Origin of the sequence: Rhodococcus sp. MS16 (assembly GCF_013277795.1) — a bacterium.
Taxonomy (GTDB): domain Bacteria; phylum Actinomycetota; class Actinomycetes; order Mycobacteriales; family Mycobacteriaceae; genus Rhodococcus_F; species Rhodococcus_F globerula.
Genome location: NZ_VBTM01000003.1, coordinates 756934 through 773587, shown reverse-complemented (window position 1 = coordinate 773587; position 16654 = coordinate 756934). Strand labels below are relative to the sequence as shown.

Genomic DNA, 16654 nt, shown 5'->3' with positions numbered 1-16654 from the left:
CATGACCAAGGCAAGTGTGGCGATTGTCGGGTCGGGAAACATCAGTACCGATCTGCTGTACAAACTGCAACGTTCGCAGTGGCTGGAGCCGCGGTGGATGATCGGAATCGACCCGGAGAGCGAAGGATTGGCGCGCGCCGCCGCGATGGGGCTCGAGACCTCCGCCGAGGGGGTCGACTGGCTGTTGAATCAGGCGGAGAAACCGGACCTGGTATTCGAGGCGACGTCGGCCTACGTTCACCGTGACGCGGCTCCGCGTTACGAGGCCGCGGGAATCCGCGCTGTCGACCTCACCCCGGCTGCTGTCGGCCCGGCGGTAGTTCCTCCGGCCAACCTCCGCGAGCACCTCGACGCGCCGAACGTCAACATGATCACCTGCGGCGGGCAGGCAACTATCCCGATCGTGTACGCGGTATCTCGTGTGGTGGAAGTGGCTTACGCCGAGATCGTCGCCTCCGTTGCATCACTGTCAGCCGGACCGGGAACCCGCGCGAACATCGACGAGTTCACCAAGACCACCAGTCGCGGTATCGAGACGATCGGCGGCGCCCAGCGAGGCAAGGCGATCATCATTCTCAATCCCGCCGACCCGCCGATGATCATGCGAGACACCATCTTCTGCGCCATCCCCGAAGATGCAGACCACGCCGCGATCACCGACTCCATTCATCGCGTCGTCAAGGACATCCAGCAGTACGTGCCGGGCTACCGGTTGCTCAACGAGCCGCAGTTCGACAAGCCGAGCGTCGTGTCCGGCGGATATGCAACGGTCACAACGTTTGTCGAGGTCGAAGGTGCAGGCGACTTCCTGCCGCCGTACGCCGGAAACCTCGACATCATGACGGCGGCAGCCACCAAAGTGGGCGAGGAGATCGCCCAGAAGCTTCTGAGCGTGAAGGCATGAGCGACATGATTCACTTCGATTCGAGCTGGGACATCCGCGTCACCGACACCTCGCTGCGCGACGGTTCCCATCACAAGCGTCATCAGTTCACCCTCGAGGAAGTCCGGGCGATCGTCGGTGCCCTCGACGGAGCCGGTGTGCCGGTCATCGAGGTCACCCACGGTGACGGTCTCGGCGGGTCCTCCTTCAACTACGGCTTCTCGAAAACGCCCGAGCAAGAACTCATCAAAGCTGCTGTGGAGACGGCAAAAAACGCAAAGATCGCCTTCCTGATGCTGCCGGGGCTGGGTATCAAGGACGACATCGTCATCGCTCAGGACAACGGCGCGTCCATCTGCCGTATCGCCACTCACTGCACCGAGGCGGACGTCTCCATTCAGCACTTCGGCCTTGCTCGTGAGCGTGGACTCGAGACCGTCGGATTTCTCATGATGGCTCATTCGATTCCGCCGGAGACGCTCGCCAAGCAGGCGCGCATCATGGCCGACGCCGGTTGCCAGTGTGTATACGTGGTCGATTCTGCGGGTGCTCTTGTTCTCGAGCAGGTGTCCGAACGGGTCGAGGCGCTGGTCCAGGAACTCGGCAGCGACGCTCAGGTCGGCTTCCACGGACACGAGAACCTCGGTTTGGGTGTCGCGAATTCGATTGCCGCCGTGCGCGCTGGGGCCAAGCAGATCGACGGCAGCACCCGCCGTTTCGGTGCCGGTGCTGGTAACGCGCCGGTGGAGGCGTTTGTCGGAGTCTGCGACAAGATCGGCGTCAAGACCGGTATCGACTTCTTCGCGATAGCCGACGCCGCCGAAGATGTTGTGCGACCGGCCATGCCGCAGGAATGTCTACTCGACCGCCAGGCGCTGATGATGGGCTACGCCGGCGTGTACTCCAGCTTCCTCAAGCATGCTGAACGTCAAGCTGAGCGGTACGGCGTGTCCTCTGCCGAGCTACTCGTGCGCGCGGGGAAGCGCAAGTTGGTTGGCGGACAGGAAGATCAGCTGATAGATATCGCGTTGGAGCTTCAGCGGGAGGCCGCCGCGTCGTAGACTCGGTGTGTGGCTGACGTACTGGACGGAAAAATTGCACTGGTGACCGGCGCGTCCTCGGGGTTGGGGCGCGCCGTCGCCGAGATCCTGAACGGCAGAGGCGCCAAGGTTTTCGGAGTTGCCCGGAGCAAGGACACATTGCACCAGGCAATGACCGAACTGACGGGAAGTGACGGTGCGGGCCGTTATTCGGCTTCCGACGTTTCCGACTCCGCTCAGTGCGACGCCGCTGTGCAGGCTTGCGTCGACGCCTTCGGCGGAATCGACATCCTCGTCAATGTGGCTGGTTCACATACCATCCGCCATACCGCAGACATTGCCGATGACGACTGGGCACATGACCTCGCGGTCAACCTGAACGGGCCGTTCTTCCTGTCACGAGCTGCGCTGCCCCATCTTCTCGCGCGGGGCGGCAACATCGTCAACGTTTCCTCGATCGCTGGACTCGAAGGGCAGGCATACTCAGCAGGGTACTGCGCTGCCAAGCACGGGCTGATCGGGCTCACCCGAGCGATGGCTATGGAGTTCACCGGGAAATCTCTGCGCGTCAACGCAATCTGCCCTGGCGGCATGATGACTCCGCAGGTCACGGGATTCACCTTCCCGGACGGCGTCGATTTCGATCTGATCATGAAGGTCGCGTCACCGCGCGGACTGATGGAACCGGAGGACGTGGCGAAGATGGTGGCCTTTCTTGCTTCCGATGATGCCTCTGCGATTCACGGCGCGGTGTATTCGGTGGACAACGGAAAAATGGCATGACCCCGCTGGTTTCGGGACCGATCTTTCAGATCTGTTGGGTAGTAGCCGACATCACCGCAGCGGAAGAGGAGTTCTCCGAGAATTGGGGCGTTCAGCGATGGCTACGGATGCCCGACCTTCACTTCGGTCCGGAGACCACGACTTATCGGGGCCAGCCCGCCGATTACACAGCCCACATTTCCCTTGGTTATGCGGGAACTCAGCAAATTGAACTGATCCAACCGGTTTCGGGGCGCAGTCTTTATTCGGAGTTCCTCGACACCCATGGTGTTGGCGTTCATCACGTGGCATTTGTTCCGGACGATTACGACGAAACCTTGGCGGAGGTAGAGCGTCGGGGAATGTCGGTGTTGCAGCAGGGGCGCATCGAAGACGTGGGAATGGAATTTGCCTACGTCGACGCAGGCCCGACGGGCGGCTACGTGGAACTCATGAAGCTCTCGCCCGAGATCCGCTTGATGTTCGATTCGCTCATCACGTATTGAACGCAAAGACTTTCGATAAGTAGCCGGAGATACCGGCGCAGTCACCTCGGTATCCGAGGTACCCGTCCGGTCGGATTACCAACGCACAGTTCTCTTCCACGCCGTAGGCGGCACACAGCTGGGAATCGGTGTCGCGAATGATCGGCAGTGTCGAATAGACGGAATCAGACGACGGTGGTGCGATCACGTACACGTCGAGCTGTCCGTGTGCCGCGTGAACAGCAGCGGCAGAATGCTTTTCGCAGTCACCGATGCTGTCTTCGGATCCGTCCGAGCAGAGAAGAAGCGTGTGGTTGACACCGGCCAGCAATTCGAACAACCGGATGGGGAACTGCACGCAGTCGCGGGTTAGCCCACGTGCGTCCGGTGCCCGTTCGCCGGGGTGAACGTTCGAGACGTTCCCGGTTTCTCCGCCGTTGAGCGGACTGTCGGGATAGGCAACCAGTAGTTGTGCCTGCCGACGCATCGCGGTCTCGATCGAGGACTCTCCAGCGCCGATCCCTTCGCGGGCGTTGCGGACGGTCATTCCGACAACTTCTTCACCAACCGGCCGTCTTTCGGCGTCGTAGGTGTCGAGAAGGCCAGGGGAAGCGAAGTTCTGGGTTGCCAGTGCCAGTTTCCACGCGAGGTTGTGCGCATCCTGGATTCCGGTGTTCATACCTTGTGCGCCGGTGGGCGGATGAATATGCGCGGCGTCACCGGCGATGAAAACCCTTCCGCGACTGTAGGCATCGACAATGCGGTGGCTGATCCGAAAGACCGACGACCACCGCATCGCCGACGCTGTCGTAGGTTCGGGCGACAATCGGTCGAGCACAGCCTGAATGTGGTGGAGTTCGGGCGCCTTTCCGGACGAAAAGCCGTGTGCAATTCCGTCAAGTCCGGCAGGATCCGGGAGAAGCTCGTCGGGAACCAGCATCGACATCCGATATCGTTTGTGACCGGGGAGCGGGATGCACACCAGGAGATCGTCGGTAGTTCCAGCGTCGTCGACATGACTGGCGCGAATCGCGTATCCGCTGGGCATCGACCAGTCAACTTCGACGTCGCCGAGCATGTAGCTTTCGGCAAAAGCTCCACCCTCGAAGGTCAATCCCAAGCCCTTACGGACAACACTGTGCGCACCGTCGCATCCCACCAGATACTTGGCCCGCACGGTACTTCCATCGTTGAGTATGCAACTGACTCCGTCGTCGCTGTCCTCGAAACTGTCGAGTGAGAGCCCGCGTTCGATCGAGGTTCCGAGTTCTCGCAGCCTGGCCGTCAGGATTCTTTCGGTCTCGTACTGGGGGAGTCCGCAAAAGGTGTACGGCACGTCGCCGGGGAGTGTGAGATCCATCCGCCCCACTTCGGAACCGTTGGTGTAGCTGATCTGCCCGCGCAAGATGGTGGCGGCATCGAGAACCTGTCGCAGTACGCCCATGTTCTCGAATACTTCGAGGGTGCGGGGTTGGATGCCAACTGCTTTGGCGTACTGCGGAGGTTCGCCGAGCGGGTCGACGATCCGAACGTTCACCCCGCGACGGCGCAGTTCGATGGCGGCGGTCAGCCCGATCGGGCCGGCGCCTGCGACGAGTACATCGATATCCATGTGCACCTACTGGGTAGGGGGAAGCATCCATTCCAGTATGGCGAGCGAAATTTTGAGGCGTGGGAAATCTCGCAAATCCGGCATCATGCCATTCGAGTGAAAACGCGTCGAGGCAGAACTCAGGGAATCGGGGTCGACGCGTCCACACTGGCTCGAATGCTCTCCATTCGCTTCTCGACGTAGTCGAGATAATGCGGGTGCGTGACGATGTACGGGAGATTCTGCGCTATCCCTCGAACAACGTATGCGCCTGCGGTCGCGGGCTCCATGCCGATGTTTCCCGTTCCTTTGATGTGGCTGACATCCTCGACCTGACCACCCAATTCGGTGGTGTTCCGATCGAGATTCGACATGACCAATCCCGGGCACAGCACGGAAACGCCAACACCGTGTGGCGCCATCTCGCTGCGCAGTGCTTCGGACAGAGCAATGACTGCGCTCTTTGCGGCACTGTATGCGCCCCGCCCGGGAGCGCCTGCGGTCAATCCCATGACGGAAGCGGTGTTGACGATATGCCCGTATCCACGTGCTCGCATATCCCCGCCGAAGGCGGACACGCCGTTGAACACTCCGGTCAGATCGATCGCGACAAGATTGTCGAAGGTCTCCGGATCCATGTCGACCACGTCGCGCCCGTTGAAACCGATGCCCGCGTTGTTGACGAGGATATCCACCGGGCCGAAAGTATCTTCGGACGTTGCCTTGGCCGCTGCCCAGGCCTCGCGATCACGGACGTCGAGTGAGACGGCACTAAACCCGACACCTCGGGAAGCGATCACCGAATCCAGCGACTGCCGATTGATATCGGCGACCGTGACGGATAACCCGCGCTCTGCCAGCGCGTCGGCGATGCCGAGGCCGATACCGCTCGCGCCGCCGGTAATGAATGCGTGCCGCGCCGAGGACAACTCCATGCTTTTCCTCCAGTGAATACTGTTCGATCAGAACTCGGTGACACCCGCGTCGGGTGCTAATTCGTGTGCGGTGATGTACTTCGATTCGTCGGATGCCAAGAACAACACCGTGTCTGACACATCTTCGGGTGCGATGATGTCGACGGGCAGCATGTTGATCATCATCGCGCCGATACGACTGTTGCCGGCAATCGCCTTGTCGAGCTGCCCGCCGAGGCCACCGTCGTTGACCATGGGCGTGTTCACTCCGGTGGGATGGACGCTGTTCACCCGAATGCTGTGTTGAGCGAGTTCCGCGGCGAACGCTTTTGCCATTCCGCGTACTGCCCACTTGCTCGTGGTGTACGGCATGGTGAACGGCTGAGCCTTCAATCCCGCTGCGGAACTGATCAAGATGATCGATCCGCTACCGCGCTCGACGAGATGTGGGGCCGAGACCATGACGGTGTTCCAGACACCGGTCACGTTGGTACCTATTGTGTCCTCGAAGGATTCGGGGGTTACCTCATGCCAGGGAGCGGCAGAGCAGATCGCCGCGTTCGCGACGACGACATCCAGACGGCCGAGACGAATGACGGCATCGTCGACGATCCCACGAAGCTTCTCGAGGTCCCGCACGTCGACGATCGCTGAAATTGCCTGCTGTCCAGTCTTTTCCACCAGTCGAACGGTCTCCTGTAGATCCTCGGGGGTGGCCGGTGCATACGGGACACCTCGGATGGGTGCGCACAGATCGACGACAATGACGTCTGCGCCCTCGGCCGCCAAGCGAACGGCGTGCGCTCGTCCTTGTCCGCGGGCGGCACCGGTGATCAGGGCGACTTTGCCGGATACACGCCCGTTTACGCGCTCGGTCATAGGTTTACCTTTCAGGCCGGCGACTTGGCGGGGTGGTTCGAGAACCACAGGTTCTCCTCGGTCACCCGAGCGCTCTTCCAGCCGTCGGCGGTGCGAACGACCTCATGGTGGTAGTTGCCGCCGCAGTAGGTCATCTCCGCAGCGCCCGGGAGTTGCATCGGGTTGTAGAACATCGCCCGTACGTTGGCGGTGTCACCGTCGAGTTCGACCTCGACGTTGGTGACAAAATGCTGAGTCATCGGAACCTGGCCGAGTGCTTGTGTGAGCAGCGTCAGCACTTGGTCCCGGGATCCGGCCGGGTAGCCGACGGCGCTGTAGTCGAGATGCGCATCCTCGGTGAACACGGTAGTCAGCAATTCCCAATTCTTGGTGTCCACGGCGCGGGCGTATCGGTAGATCAGTTCGGCGATCTCGATCTTGTCCTGAACAGTCTGCAGATCCACGAAGTTCCTTTGCTGACGGTGGGTTCCTGGCCCTCGTTTGCTCGATGAACTCTCGGCGAGGCGTCACGTTCATGAGAACGCAATTCTCATAAAGTAGAACATGAAGTGTGAAAAATCTATCGCCGCCGGATCTGGTGACGGGTTGCGGCTTCTGTCGACCTATGTGACCTCGTGCGAATTGCGATTGGATGTACCGATTCGACTGTCGAACAGCGTTGTCTTCCAGTACTCTACGCTGCTCATTTCGGCGTAGCCGCACTTGGAGAATGTGTTCGGTGTTGCAACCAGAAGGATATTCTTGAGATGGAGAATGGCCTTTTCAAAGTGTGGTCGAATCAGGCATGATTCACCTATGAGTACCTTGGAACATCTCCACGACCTGACCGGCAAAGTTGCGATAGTCACGGGTGGATCCCGTGGGATCGGCCGAGCGATTGTCCAGATTCTTGCCGAAGCGGGAGCTGACGTTGTCATCGCGTCCCGCAAACTCGACTCGTGTGAACGCGCCGCCGACGAGGTCATGGCGTCGACCGGGCGAAAGGTTCTGCCGGTTGCGTGTCATGTCGGACGTTGGGACGATTGTGAGCAGTTGATCGACCGGACGCTCGAACACTTCGGCCGACTCGACGTGCTGGTGAACAACGCGGGTATGTCACCCCCGTACAAGAACCTCGACGATATTACCGAGGACCTGTACGACAAGACTCTCGGCGTTAATCTCAAGGGGCCCTTTCGTCTTGCCGTGCGCGCCGGAACGTACATGGCCGAGAACGACGGCGGTTCGATCATCAACGTCGGCACCGCGGGCTCCCTCGTCGCCAGCGTTCGAGAGTTGCCATACGCGTGCGCCAAGGCGGGCCTCAATGCCCTCACTGTCGGACTGGCTGAGGCCTTTGCGCCGACGGTGCGCGTCAACGCAATTCTTCCCGGGCCCTTCCTGACGGATATCTCCAAGTCCTGGGCTCCGGCCGAGGGCGAAGATGCGCCATTCGTGCCGCTCCGTCGGATGGGCCGTCCCGAGGAGATCGGCCCACTTGCACTCCATCTCGCAAGTGCGGCTTCCAGTTACACCACCGGGGCGATCATCCGCGTCGACGGTGGAGTTACCCGCAAGGTCTGACGAAAGGGAAACATGACCGACAACCTCCTACTCGAGGGCAAGGTGGCCATCGTTACCGGTGCCGGCGGCGGGATCGGCCGCACCTACTCTCAGGGACTCGCCGAGGCCGGCGCCGCCGTGGTGCTCGCTGACGTCAACCTCGAGGCCGCCACTGCAGCAGCAGGCGAACTGACGGCGGCCGGTCACCGCGCCCTTGCGGTGCATGTCGATGTCCGGGACGAATCGAGTACGACCGAGATGGCGGCTACCGCGGCCCGGCACTTCGGGTCCGTCGACATTCTCGTGAACAACGCCGGATTGATGGCCGAAGTGGTGGGCGAGGGATCCCTGACCACTATGGATCTCGAACTCTGGAACCGCACGCTGGCAGTCAATCTCACCGGTCCGCTCTTGTGCGCCCGTGCGGTAGTGCCCTATATGAAGGAACGCGGATACGGCAAGATCGTGAATCAGTCGTCGAGCGGTGCATTCATGGCTGCGCAGGCGTACGGCATCACGAAACTCGGCCTGGTGAGCATGACTGTGTCGTTGGCGCGAGAGTTGGCGCCGTTCGGTATTCGTGTCAATGCGATCGCTCCGGGAATGGTCAACACCGAAGCGGGTTCGATCGCGTCACCGCCGGAACTCAAGGAAATGGTCAAGCACGCCATTCCGTTTCCGTTCGGCGAGCCGGAAGAGCTGATTCCCGGTCTGTTGTACCTCGTCTCGTCGGGTAGTAACTGGGTGACCGGCCACACGCTCAACATCGATGGCGGTTGGGTTGTTCGAGTCTGAATCTGCACTGCCACCAGTACTTCTCATAGTGAGGATCCACATTGAAGCATTATCTGGTTGTCGAATCGCATCCCTCTCATCCGGATCGGCTGGACGAGTTCAATCGGTGGTACGACGAGATCCACATACCTGAAGTAGTGGCTCTTGACGGATTTGTCGGCGGCACCAGACTGGCAGCTGCCGACGCAGATGGCGGTCCTTCCGTGACGCTCTACGAGCTCGAGGGTGATCCCCATGAGGCAAAGCGAAACGTTCATATCGCCGCTGCGGCAAAGAAGTTGAATATGTCGGACTCGCTGAGCTACGGCCCGATTCCGAAAATGCGGATCATGGCCGTGCAATCGGAGTATTCCAAGCCGCGTTGATCGTGGAAGGCACAGAAAAGGATCCGAGGCCGCCGTCGCACTGCGACGGCGGCCTCGGATGGTGCGGGCGGTCAGCTCGGCAGATTTGCCGGGATCCAGTTGGGGTCGCGCTTTTCCATGAAAGCGCGCATTCCCTCACGGGGCTCCGGTGACGTTTCGAGCGCGCCGAACATGGTTTCGTAGTCGAACAGTCCGTAACGCTCGTTGAGCATTCGCTTGACCTGGGCACGGGCCAGTGGCGCGCTCTGCAATACCTCGCGTGCGGCCTGGAGCGCGGCAGTTCGGAGATCCTCGTGCGGCACGACGCGGGAGATCACTCCGAGCCGAAGTGCCTCTGCGGCATCGAATTTACGTGCGGAGAGCATCAGATCGCGCGCAGCTGCAATGCCGACGTGAGCGGGCAGTACGGCGGCATAGGTCGCGTCAGGGATTCCTCGCAGAAGTTCGGGAACGCGGAATGTGGCCCGATCGCTGGCGACGGCGATGTCGGACATCATCGCAACAAGGAGGCCGCCGGCCTGACAGATTCCGTTGACCGCGGAAATCACAGGCGCGCGGCTGTCACGGATGGTCATGAACGGGACGACGTCGTTGCCCGAAAGCCCCTCCGGCATATTGTCTCCCGGATCGGAGCGTCCACCGAGATCGCCGCCGGGCGCAAATACGTCGTCGACGCCGGTGATGATCAGTGCTCCCAGATCAGGATCGGAGTTCACGAGGCGAACTGCTCGTTTCAGTCCGTAATACATTGCGGGGGTGAATGCGTTTCTCGCCGTTGGTCGGTCGATGGTGCACCACCCGATCGCGCCTTCGCGCTCGAACCGTAAACCGTCTGCTCCCAAGTCGTCTCCCATACGAAGAGCATACGTCATTCTCTGATGTAAGAATCACAATCTCGTCAAAAAGTAGGGCCCAGGAACACTGCTGTTCCCGGACCCCACTGATGACTTCTGCCTGTCAGGACGTCAGGTCGATGAGGACCTTCCCGACCGCCTGGCCGTCGGCGACCATCCGAAGAGCATCAGATGCCTTGTCCAGCGGGAACTCGGCACCGATGTGGGGAACTGTGCGGCCGGCGACCAGTAGATCGGTGAGTTCGGCTTCATTCCGACGGTATTCTTCCGGCGGTATGTCCTTGAACTGGAATCCGTTGACCTGCACACCCTTTACCAAGATCAGATTGAGCGGAATCTTGGGGATGACACCGGACGCGTACCCGATGGTGACAAAGCGGCCGCCCGGACGCAAAGCACGAAGCGCAGGTTCGGAGAGGTCGCCGCCGACTGGATCGGCAACAACGTCTGCTCCATGCGGGAGAGCCTTTTTCAGTGCCGTGCGCAGGTCCTCGGTGCGATGGTTGACGAGGTGCCCGGCGCCGTACGACGCCGCGACGTCAAGCTTGTTCGTGCTCGACGCGACCGCAGTGACCGACGCCCCGAGCGCAACACCGAGCTGAACGGCGGCAAGGCCGACACCGCCGCCGGCGCCGAGAACGATCAACTCGTCTCCGGGTTTGATGTGAGCCACGGATCGGAGCGTGTGGTACGCCGTGCGGTGAGCCACACCGAAAGCGGCGGCAATGCGTGTCTCGACACCGTCCGGGATGCGGCCCAGCGTGAGTTTGTCCGACGCTATAACAATTTCCTCCGCAAACGCACCGACAAAACCGGTGCCGGTGACGCGGTCACCCACGGAGACAGCTGTGACGCCTTCGGCAATCTCGGACACGACACCGGCGAACTCACTGCCGGGCGTGAATGGCGGTGGGACACTGACCTGATACTTGTTAGCGATCAACAACACATCGGAGAAGTTGACGGCTGCGGATTCGATACGGATCCGAATCTGCCCGGCCTCGAGCGGAGCCGAGGGGAGTGTTTCGACGGTGACAACCTCGGGAGGTCCGTACGCCCCGCACACAGCAGCGCGCATCGCAGGTTACCTACCCTGCCAGATCGGTGTGCGCTTCTCGATGAAAGCAGCAGCGCCCTCCTTGGCGTCACCACTGCTGAACACCGTTGACTGCCATTGCCCGAGTTTCTGTGCAGCGCTGGTTGAATCGGTTACCGCGAGGCGGACGAGTTCCTTGCATGCAGCCAAGCCGAGTGGAGCGTTTGCGGCGACGCGTTCGGCATATCCCACTGCGGCCTCCAGAACCTGGTCCGGATCTACGACGGCGTTGATCAGTCCGAGTTGGTAGCCCCGGTCAGCCGTGATGAGATCGCCGGTGAGGGTCAACTCCAGGGCGACGTGCATCGGGATTCGGGTTCCGATGTCGGTGCCGCCGCCGCCGGGGAACAATCCCCGTTTCACTTCGGGGAAGCCGAATTTCGCGGCCGACGACGCGATGATGATGTCGGAACCGAGGAGGAGTTCAAGCCCGCCGCCGATGGCGGTGCCGTTGGCGGCACCGATCACCGGGGTTGCGAGTTTGCCCGCTGCGAGTCGAGCGAAACCTTCGGAGGTGAAGGCTCCCTCGCCTTCCGTGGCAAAGGCCTTCAGGTCCATGCCTGAGCAGAATGCGCGGTCACCGGTGGCGGTGATGACGATTGCGCGGATGTCCGGGTCGGTGTCAGCGGCCAGTACTGTATCGCCGAGTTCGCGATACAGGCTGCCGGTGAGCGCATTTCGTGCGTCCGGACGGTTGAGACGCAGGATCAGGATCTGTCCGCGTCGTTCCTGGATCAGTTCGGGGGTTGTGTCGGTCATGACTTGTACTCCGTTGTCTCGGCGAGTTCGGCAGCAGCGATCATCGATTGGGCGACAATGGGACCGAAGGCAAGGAGTTTCTCGTTGTCGCCGGCGCGCTGGAACCCCTGTTCGAGGATGATCGCGAGTTTCCACTTGGCGAGGATTCGGTAGTAGTCCAGGTCGTCAACCTGGCGACCCGAGATCTCGGAGTAGTGCCCGGCCAACTGTTCCATCGACGGCATGCCCTGCAGGTTAACGTAGCTGCTGGTTGCTGCCTCTGGAGCGCTGGTGTCCTTGGGCCAGCCCTCTAGCATCCAGGCGAGGTCCAGTTTGGGGTCGCCGACCGTTCCCATCTCCCAATCGACGATGGCGGAAAGCCGGGCCGGTGCGCCGTTTTCGAACATCACGTTCGCGAACTGGTAGTCGCCGTGCATGATTCCGGGGATGAAGTCGAGCGGCTTGTGGTTCCGCAGCCACTCGGTGGCGACTTCGATTCCTTCGAGTTCGCGGCCCTTGATCTTCTCGAACAAGCTGGTCCAGCGATCGACCTGACGCTCGTGGAAACCGTCGGGTCGACCAAGATCCTGGAGGCCCTTGGCTTTCCAATCGACCTTCGACAGAAGTGCGATGCCTTCGGCCAGCTGGTAGCCCAGTCCGCTCCGTGCTTCGAGGTCGCTCTTGAAGGGCTCCGGCCAATTCCGGTCGTCCATGGGGGACCAACCGTCGACAAATCCCATGAGATAAAACGGTCGGCCGAGTACGGAGGCGTCCTCGCACACGGCGATTGCCTCGGTGTGGGGCACATCGGTGCCGTCGAGTGCCGAGATGATCTGCCACTCGCGGAGGATTCCCTTGTCGCGGTTTGCGGGAGCCTCCGGCGGTGGTATCCGGATCACGCAGCGAAAGTCGTCACGGGTGAGTTCGTAGATTTCGTTCTGGGTACCGCCGGAGAGGTATCGGTGCTCGAGCGGCGCGCCCTTGCCGAGGCCCTCGCCGTCCATCCAGTCCGAAAGCCGTTGAAAATCGATCACAGGTTCCCCACTTCCAGTTCGATGTAGTCGGCGTACTTTGCCTTAGCGGCTTCTTGCTTGCGCGGGATCCATTCCGTAGGCCAGAGGTCGTCACTGGGGCTGTAATCCCGCAGTACCTGCTTGGCGACGGTGGTCTTGTGTACCTCGGTCGGGCCGTCGGCGAGGCCCATCACTGCGGCACCGTGAATCATCTGGAAGAGCGGAAGCTCGTTGGTCACACCGAGCGCACCGTGTATTTGCATTGCCCGCCAAGCGATGTCGTGCAGCACAGTCGGCATGATGACCTTGGCGGCGGCGATGTCCTTGCGGACCTTCTTGTAGTCGTTGTACTTGTCGATCTTCCATGCCGTGTGCAATACGAAGAGCCTGAACTGAGCCAGTTGGGCGTAGGAGTCCGCGATGTAGCCCTGCACGAACTGCTTGTCGGCGAGCCGACTGCCCGCGGTTTCGCGGCTCAGTGCGCGCTCGCACATCATGTCGATTGCCTTCTGTGCAAGGCCGATCGTCCTCATGGCGTGGTGGATTCGTCCGCCGCCGAGGCGCGTCTGTGCCACGGCAAATGCCTGACCTTCGCCGCCGAGGAGTGCATCCTCGTGTACCCGGACACCCTCGTAGTGGATGAGGGCGTGGGTGCCGTCGTTGAGGGGCTCACCGTACAGACCCACGTTGCGGACGATGTTGATTCCCGGTGTGTCCGACGGTACGAGGAACATCGACATGCCCTTGTACACACTGACATCGGAGTTCGTGACGGCCATGACAATCAGGAACGACGCGGTTCTCGCGTTGGAGGAGAAGTACTTCATTCCGTCGATGACCCAGTGGTCGCCGTCCTTGACTGCGCGCGTGGTGAACTGCGCGGGGTCGGCACCGGCCTGTGGTTCGGTCATGGAGTAGGTCGAGAACATCTCGCCGTCGAGTAGTGGCTGCAGGTAACGCCGCTTCTGCTCTTCGGTGCCGTAGTGGGCAATGATCTCGGCATTGCCGGTATCCGGTGCCTGGCATCCGAATACGATTGGTGCCCAGGATGATCGACCTAGAATCTCGTTCAACAGAGCCAGCTTGAGTGCGCCGTATCCCTGGCCGCCCATGTCGGGTCCGAGATGCGTGGCCCACAGTCCTTGCTTCCGAACCTGCTCCTTGAGCGGGTCGATCGCTTTACGCCTGGCTCCGTCCAACGGCACGAACTGCTCGTGCGGCCAGACCAGGTCGAGCGGCTCGACCTCTTCACGTACGAACTTGTCCGCCCAGTCCAGTTTCGCTTGGTACTCGGGGTCGGTCTCGAAATCCCACGCCATGTGCGCCTCCTTGGTTACTTGGAGAATAGCGTTCTTATTGATAAAAATGCAATTCTTTTCGGGCAAAATTCTCATTCTTGATCGCCACGACGGTCGGTGTGTGATCCAGTCAAACCTGTTGGGCTGGTGAGGTTCTCCAGCAGGCGCACCGACCGCGTGTGGGTACGACAAATGCCGCCGACACGGGTGTCGGCGGCATTTGTCCAAGCGTGGAGGCTACGAGTTGGCGAGCTCGTAGCGTCGACGGTATTCGGCCTTGGATGTCTCGCTGATGTCGACATCGGTTGCCCGTGCACGCAGGGCGCCCACGGTGGCGTCCTCGCGCTTGATGTGCTTGAAGGGATCCCAGTCGAAGAACCGGGCAACGTTTCCGAAGGTGATCTTGTCGATCTCCTCGTCGGTGAGCTTGGCGTCGACGAGTTCTTCCATCAACATCTCCGGCGAAATCGGCCAAGTGGAGTCGGAATGGGGGTAGTCGCATTCCCAGGCGATGGTGTCGATGCCGAGGCGGTCACGGTTGTTCAGTCCGCTCGGCTCGGTGATGTAGCACGCCAGGAAGTTCTTGCGCCACACGTCGGTTGCCGTCATTCCCTTGGGGAGGAAGCTGGTTCCGGTCCAGGACTGGTTGACGACGTGGCGTTCGACGCGGTCGAGCCACGGTGCAACCCAGCCGACGCCACCCTCGCTCATGGCGACCTTGAGATCCGGGAACTTCTGGAAGGCTCCGCTGAGCATCATGTCGTTTGCCGCGATAGTCGAAATGAGCGGTGTCAGAACCATCATGTCGTCGATGTTGAAGCCCTCGGGGCGCTTGACCAAGCTGAAGCCGCCACCGATGTGCAGGCTCAGGACGATGTTGGTCTCGACGCATGCCTTGAAGATCGGATCCCAGTAGCCGGACTTGAAGTCGGGGTAGCCCTCACCCACTCCGTACGGAGTTTCGGGGATGCTGATGGATCGGCAACCCATCGCGGCGAGACGGTGGATCTCCTTGACGGATTCCTCCACGTCGAAGAACGGGATGATGCCGAGGGGGATGAAGCGCCCGGGGTGAGCATTCGGTACCTCACCGACGACCCAGTCGTTGAAGGCCCGAGATGCCGCTAGGGACAACTTCTTGTCCGGCAGGCTCGCAAGGTGGGTTCCGGCGAATCCGGGGAAGGTGGCAAAAAGTGTTGCGGCCAAGGTGCCGTTGGCATCCATGTCGCGTACACGCAGGTCCATGTCGTAGACGCCGGGACGCATCTCGGCGTAGCCCGTGGGATCCATGCCCCATTCTTCCTTGGGCCAGGAGACGACGGCGTTCAGGCCGGAACTGCCGACCACCGTGTCCTGGAAAAGCCAGGCCTGCACGTTGGGGTTGCGGGGGTGGGCCGTCAGCTTGGGGGCCTGGTCCATGAGGCTTTTCGGGAAGTGCTTTTCGAAGATGTCAGCCGGTTCGACCACGTGGTCGTCGATGCTGACCATCACCATGTCGTCAATGTTCATTGAGAATCCTCTCCTGCGCTGCGCAGAGATGCCCGGCAGCGGCGCCTACTGCAATGAGAATATTGTTTTCGCTATTGAGAATCAATAGCTGGACGAGCGGAGAATCACATATTCGCTGTGTCCGGTCACCGCAACACCGTGCCGCCGTCGACGTTGACGACCTGCCCGTTGATCCACTCGCCGTCATCCGACATCAGGTAGGCGACCATGCTCGAGATGTCGCTGGGTCTGCCTCCCCGTGTACTGCGAGAACGCGCGATCAACGACTGCAGCAGTTCGGGCGACGCGCCCTCCTCGATCTCTTTGGTGAGGATCAGGCCGGGAGTGATGGCGTTGGCGCGGATGCCGTCGCGGCCCCAGCGCGACGCGACGTGCCGGGCCAGGGAGTTGATAGCGGCTTTGGTTGCCGAATAGGCAGGACGCTGCGGATCACCCGTGAACGAAGCGATCGACGATGTATAGACGATCGTGCCGCCACCGCGTGCGAGGAGTTCGGGAATGGCGTGCCGGGTCACGAGCATGTGGCCGCGGAGGTTGACGGCGATGGTGCGGTCCCAGACCTCGAGGTCGATGTCGACGATATCGGTGTCCTTGGACACCGAACCCATATCTCCGGCATTGATATGGACGGCGTCAAGGCCGCCGTAGGTCCGGACGCTGAATGCCACCAATTTCTTGACTGACGTGTCGTCGGAAATGTCGAATTGTGCTGCAACGGAACGCCCACCGGCTTCGTTTATTGCCGCAGCGGTCTTTTCGGCACCTTCGAGGTTGAGATCACCGATCACGATCTGTGCGCCCTCGTTTGCCAGTCGCTGCGCGGAGGCGGCGCCGAGGCCGGTGGCGCCGCCGGCAATCAGAATGACCTTGTCTGTCAAACCCTGCACGAG

General features: G+C 61.1%; 18 protein-coding genes. 7 read left to right on the top strand and 11 right to left on the bottom strand.

What is annotated here, in order from left to right:
• Position 1: 1 nt before the first annotated feature.
• The 4 genes from FEZ60_RS08625 to FEZ60_RS08610 are packed head-to-tail and all read left to right on the top strand — an operon-like array spanning position 2 to position 3191.
• On the top strand, positions 2-904 hold the full coding sequence (locus FEZ60_RS08625; RefSeq protein ID WP_045068448.1) for an acetaldehyde dehydrogenase (acetylating): 903 nt from the start codon (positions 2-4) through the stop codon (positions 902-904).
• Positions 901-1944, top strand: coding sequence for a 4-hydroxy-2-oxovalerate aldolase (gene dmpG, locus FEZ60_RS08620; protein ID WP_033232497.1), 1044 nt, complete (start codon positions 901-903; stop codon positions 1942-1944). The genes FEZ60_RS08625 and dmpG overlap by 4 nt, the downstream gene beginning before the upstream one ends.
• A gap of 9 nt (positions 1945-1953) precedes the next feature.
• A complete protein-coding gene (locus FEZ60_RS08615; RefSeq protein ID WP_033232495.1) occupies positions 1954-2706 on the top strand; it encodes an SDR family oxidoreductase in 753 nt (250 codons plus the stop codon).
• Positions 2703-3191, top strand: coding sequence for a VOC family protein (locus FEZ60_RS08610; RefSeq protein ID WP_045068453.1), 489 nt, complete (start codon positions 2703-2705; stop codon positions 3189-3191). Before FEZ60_RS08615 ends, FEZ60_RS08610 begins: the two co-directional genes overlap by 4 nt.
• Here FEZ60_RS08610 and FEZ60_RS08605 read toward each other — a convergent pair.
• From FEZ60_RS08605 to FEZ60_RS08590, 4 genes are all read right to left on the bottom strand, one after another.
• Positions 3181-4782, bottom strand: a complete 1602-nt coding sequence (locus tag FEZ60_RS08605) for an FAD-dependent monooxygenase (RefSeq protein ID WP_033232491.1) — start codon at positions 4780-4782, stop codon at positions 3181-3183. The two genes, FEZ60_RS08610 and FEZ60_RS08605, sit on opposite strands and share 11 nt — an antisense overlap.
• Before the next feature lie 119 nt (positions 4783-4901).
• Positions 4902-5696, bottom strand: a complete 795-nt coding sequence (locus FEZ60_RS08600; RefSeq protein WP_116104098.1) for an SDR family oxidoreductase — start codon at positions 5694-5696, stop codon at positions 4902-4904.
• Between the two features lie 27 nt (positions 5697-5723).
• Positions 5724-6554 carry a mycofactocin-coupled SDR family oxidoreductase gene (locus FEZ60_RS08595; protein ID WP_045068460.1) on the bottom strand — a complete coding sequence of 277 codons (831 nt, stop codon included), beginning with the start codon at positions 6552-6554 and terminating at the stop codon, positions 5724-5726.
• An 11-nt stretch (positions 6555-6565) separates the two neighbouring features.
• Positions 6566-6997, bottom strand: coding sequence for a nuclear transport factor 2 family protein (locus FEZ60_RS08590; protein ID WP_033232488.1), 432 nt, complete (start codon positions 6995-6997; stop codon positions 6566-6568).
• Between the two features lie 352 nt (positions 6998-7349).
• Between FEZ60_RS08590 and FEZ60_RS08585 the strand changes: the two genes are divergently transcribed.
• Genes FEZ60_RS08585 through FEZ60_RS08575 form a run of 3 tightly spaced genes read left to right on the top strand, consistent with a single transcriptional unit; the run spans position 7350 to position 9256 of the window.
• Positions 7350-8117 (top strand): glucose 1-dehydrogenase, encoded by a 768-nt coding sequence (locus tag FEZ60_RS08585; RefSeq protein WP_033232487.1) that lies wholly within the window; start codon positions 7350-7352, stop codon positions 8115-8117.
• Positions 8118-8129: 12 nt separating this feature from the next.
• Positions 8130-8891: an SDR family oxidoreductase gene (locus FEZ60_RS08580; RefSeq protein ID WP_172935911.1), complete on the top strand. Its 762-nt coding sequence runs from the start codon at positions 8130-8132 to the stop codon at positions 8889-8891.
• Between the two features lie 41 nt (positions 8892-8932).
• Positions 8933-9256: a hypothetical protein gene (locus FEZ60_RS08575; protein ID WP_045068465.1), complete on the top strand. Its 324-nt coding sequence runs from the start codon at positions 8933-8935 to the stop codon at positions 9254-9256.
• A gap of 71 nt (positions 9257-9327) precedes the next feature.
• Here FEZ60_RS08575 and FEZ60_RS08570 read toward each other — a convergent pair whose 3' ends face one another.
• From FEZ60_RS08570 to FEZ60_RS08540, 7 genes are all read right to left on the bottom strand, one after another.
• Positions 9328-10110, bottom strand: coding sequence for an enoyl-CoA hydratase/isomerase family protein (locus FEZ60_RS08570; RefSeq protein WP_045069635.1), 783 nt, complete (start codon positions 10108-10110; stop codon positions 9328-9330).
• A gap of 103 nt (positions 10111-10213) precedes the next feature.
• Positions 10214-11188 (bottom strand): NADPH:quinone oxidoreductase family protein, encoded by a 975-nt coding sequence (locus tag FEZ60_RS08565; protein WP_172935910.1) that lies wholly within the window; start codon positions 11186-11188, stop codon positions 10214-10216.
• A 6-nt stretch (positions 11189-11194) separates the two neighbouring features.
• Positions 11195-11965 (bottom strand): enoyl-CoA hydratase-related protein, encoded by a 771-nt coding sequence (locus FEZ60_RS08560; RefSeq protein WP_172935909.1) that lies wholly within the window; start codon positions 11963-11965, stop codon positions 11195-11197.
• Positions 11962-12978, bottom strand: coding sequence for a phosphotransferase family protein (locus FEZ60_RS08555; protein ID WP_336880696.1), 1017 nt, complete (start codon positions 12976-12978; stop codon positions 11962-11964). Before FEZ60_RS08555 ends, FEZ60_RS08560 begins: the two co-directional genes overlap by 4 nt.
• Entirely contained in the window at positions 12975-14276 is a 1302-nt protein-coding gene (locus FEZ60_RS08550; RefSeq protein ID WP_045068471.1) for an acyl-CoA dehydrogenase family protein, read from the bottom strand. The genes FEZ60_RS08555 and FEZ60_RS08550 overlap by 4 nt, the downstream gene beginning before the upstream one ends.
• A 216-nt stretch (positions 14277-14492) precedes the next feature.
• Positions 14493-15764, bottom strand: a complete 1272-nt coding sequence (locus FEZ60_RS08545; RefSeq protein ID WP_033232474.1) for an amidohydrolase family protein — start codon at positions 15762-15764, stop codon at positions 14493-14495.
• 125 nt (positions 15765-15889) lie between these two features.
• Positions 15890-16651 carry an SDR family oxidoreductase gene (locus FEZ60_RS08540; RefSeq protein ID WP_033232472.1) on the bottom strand — a complete coding sequence of 254 codons (762 nt, stop codon included), beginning with the start codon at positions 16649-16651 and terminating at the stop codon, positions 15890-15892.
• Between the last annotated feature and the right edge of the window lie 3 nt (positions 16652-16654).

Coding starts and splice junctions, on each gene's coding strand:
- FEZ60_RS08580 (WP_172935911.1), top strand. CDS start 8,130: ATGACCGACAACCTCCTACTCGAGGGCAAGGTGGCCATCGTTACCGGT.
- FEZ60_RS08600 (WP_116104098.1), bottom strand. CDS start 5,696: ATGGAGTTGTCCTCGGCGCGGCACGCATTCATTACCGGCGGCGCGAGC.
- FEZ60_RS08570 (WP_045069635.1), bottom strand. CDS start 10,110: ATGGGAGACGACTTGGGAGCAGACGGTTTACGGTTCGAGCGCGAAGGC.
- FEZ60_RS08560 (WP_172935909.1), bottom strand. CDS start 11,965: ATGACCGACACAACCCCCGAACTGATCCAGGAACGACGCGGACAGATC.
- FEZ60_RS08585 (WP_033232487.1), top strand. CDS start 7,350: ATGAGTACCTTGGAACATCTCCACGACCTGACCGGCAAAGTTGCGATA.
- dmpG (WP_033232497.1), top strand. CDS start 901: ATGAGCGACATGATTCACTTCGATTCGAGCTGGGACATCCGCGTCACC.
- FEZ60_RS08565 (WP_172935910.1), bottom strand. CDS start 11,188: ATGCGCGCTGCTGTGTGCGGGGCGTACGGACCTCCCGAGGTTGTCACC.
- FEZ60_RS08550 (WP_045068471.1), bottom strand. CDS start 14,276: ATGGCGTGGGATTTCGAGACCGACCCCGAGTACCAAGCGAAACTGGAC.
- FEZ60_RS08595 (WP_045068460.1), bottom strand. CDS start 6,554: ATGACCGAGCGCGTAAACGGGCGTGTATCCGGCAAAGTCGCCCTGATC.
- FEZ60_RS08605 (WP_033232491.1), bottom strand. CDS start 4,782: ATGGATATCGATGTACTCGTCGCAGGCGCCGGCCCGATCGGGCTGACC.
- FEZ60_RS08610 (WP_045068453.1), top strand. CDS start 2,703: ATGACCCCGCTGGTTTCGGGACCGATCTTTCAGATCTGTTGGGTAGTA.
- FEZ60_RS08625 (WP_045068448.1), top strand. CDS start 2: ATGACCAAGGCAAGTGTGGCGATTGTCGGGTCGGGAAACATCAGTACC.
- FEZ60_RS08545 (WP_033232474.1), bottom strand. CDS start 15,764: ATGAACATTGACGACATGGTGATGGTCAGCATCGACGACCACGTGGTC.